The following is a 2,391-nucleotide window of genomic DNA, read 5'->3' on the forward strand; positions in this document are numbered from 1 at the left end:
GGCTTCGGCGCGCGCGCGCTCGGCGTCGTGCTCGGCCCTTGCGGCAGCCTCGGCTTCGCCGCGCGCCGCATCGGCCAGCAGCGCGTCGAGCTCGCCGACGTCGACGTCGCCGGATGCGCCGAAACCGGTCGTAGCCAGCGACGCGACGGCCGGCGCCGTGCCGTCGGCCGGCGCGACGGCGGCGAGCAGCTTGTCGAACTCGGCCTGCTCGTCGCTGGAGAACAAGTTGTCGAGACTCACGCCGGCGTCGAAGTCGGCCGCGGCGGAGTCGCTGGACAGGCTGACGCTGTCGAGACTGACTTCTTCCTCGACGGCCGCGGCCTCGCCCTGCAGGCCCGGGAAATCGAGCGCGGCCAGGTCCTCGAGCGAGATCTCCTCGACCTGCACCGCGGCGTCGGCGCCGACCGCGGCCGACGGGATGCCGTCGGCGAGGCTGCCGTCGAGCACGAAGCTGAGTTCGTCGAGCGTCGTCGCGTCGTCGGCGGCCGGCGCGTGCAGGTCGAACGTGAACGGTTCGTCGGCCGGCTCGGCCAGGCCGCGCACGGGCTCGGCCTGCGGCGCGAGCTCCAACGGCGCCGGTTCCTCGGCCGCAGCGAGGACGATTGTCTCCTCGGCCGCGGCTGCGGCCGCTTCGGCGACCGGCTCTGCCACGGGTTCGGCGGCCAGCTCCAGCGTCTCGAGCACGTCGTCGTCGCTCGGCACGTACAGCGTGTGCGCGAGTTCCGGCTCGGGCAGGTCGTCGCGCAGCGCGACGATGCGCTCGATCAGCGCCTCGGACTGCGGCAGCTCGAGCTGGCCGCGTTCCAGCGACTGCATCACCAGGCGCACGAGCTCGCTCGCGTCGCGCAGCGCGGCCAGACCCGACGGCTCGGGCGCGGCTTCGCGGGCGCGCAGGCGCTTGACGTAGCCTTCCAGCGGCGCGAGCACGTGGCTGATGACCGGAATGTCGACCATCGCGATAGCGCCGTGCAGGGTGTGCACGGAACGCAGCAAAGTATCCGTTGCCACTTGTGGCGAATGCGCCGAACTGTCGACGAAGCCGTCGATGACCGCGAGATGCTGGCTGACCTCGCTGCGCAGGATGTCGAACAGCACCGGATCGATGTTCGGCAGCGGACCCGCGGCCGGCAGCCCGTCGTGCGTTTCGGCCACGGCCGGTTCGAGCACGACCTCGCGCTCGATGTCCAGCGTGCGCGTGAGCTCGACCGCCGGCAGCTCGACCGGCGCGACGACGGCTTCGGGCTCGACCGGCACCTCGACGAGGCGCTTGATCTTGCGCTTGACGATCTTGGTGCGCTTGCGCGCCGGCGCGAGCCAGGCCTCCTCGCCGGCGCCGAGCTTGTCGGCGACGGCCATGATGCCGGCGATGTCGGCGGTCGGCGTGCCCTCGCCGCGCAGCGCGGCGAGCAGCTCGGGCAGCGCGGCGACGGCCTGGTCGACGAGCGTCACGACCGCCGCGTTCGGCTGTATGGTCTTGTCGAGCACGCGGTTGAGCATGTTCTCGACTTTCCAGCTGAACTCGCCGAGCGCCATCGCGCCGACGAGACGGCCGGAGCCCTTCAGCGTGTGGAACGAACGGCGCACGGGCTTCAGGCGCTCGAAGTCGTTCAGATCCGCCTTCCAGATCGGCATGTGGCGGTTGAGGTTGTCGATCTCGTCCTGCACTTCCTCGACGAAGACCTCGCGGATCTCCTCGTCGATGTCGTCGGACGCGACGGCCTGGAAGCTCGCGTCGGCGGCGCCGGTCGCGACCGCGTCGTCCTCGACTTCCTCTTCGATCTCTTCCTCGATCTCGATCGTGCGGAAACGCGGCGCCGGCGGCTCGGCGACGGCCGGCGGCTGGGTCGGCATGGTCTCGGTCAGGCGCAGGCCGGTCAGGTCCTGCACGGCGGCGGCCGGCGCGGCGTGCTCGCCGACGACGAGCGCGTCGAGGTTGTCGCCGGGCGCGATCTCGACCGCGACTTCGAGCTCGTGCGGCAGTTCGGGCGCCGGCGCTTCGGGCGCCGGCGGCGCGGGCTCGGATTCGGCGGGCTGGCCCAGCCGCGCGACGAATTCGTCGACCTCGCCGCCGAGGTCGAGCTCGACGCTCGGCAGGCCGGAATCGGCGGCGGCGAATTCGATCTCGCCACGCGCCGAGGCCTTGCGGCCTTCGGGCAGCGTTTCGGCGAACGAGACGAACTGGCCGATCGACAGGTCGGCCGCGCGCGCTTCGGGCGCGGCGATCGGTTCGGTCACCGGCGGCGGCGTCGGGGCCGGAGGCGGGATCAGCGACGCCGGCGGAGACGGTGATGCGGCAGCGGCCGGCGTTTCGGCGGTCTGCGCGCGCGGCGCCTCGAACGCCGGCGTCGTCGGAGCCGCGGCGATCGGCGGCGCGGCACTTTCGCCGCTCGG

1 protein-coding gene is annotated in these 2,391 nt (G+C 72.6%); it reads right to left on the bottom strand.

Going from position 1 to position 2,391, the window contains the following annotated elements:
• A partial coding sequence (locus NON22_RS23155) for an Hpt domain-containing protein (protein ID WP_257389350.1) occupies positions 1-2,235 on the bottom strand: 2,235 nt, incomplete at its 3' end.
• Positions 2,236-2,391 lie beyond the last annotated feature (156 nt).

The sequence above is a fragment of the Tahibacter caeni genome (assembly GCF_024609805.1).
GTDB classification, from domain to species: Bacteria; Pseudomonadota; Gammaproteobacteria; order Xanthomonadales; family Rhodanobacteraceae; genus Tahibacter; species Tahibacter caeni.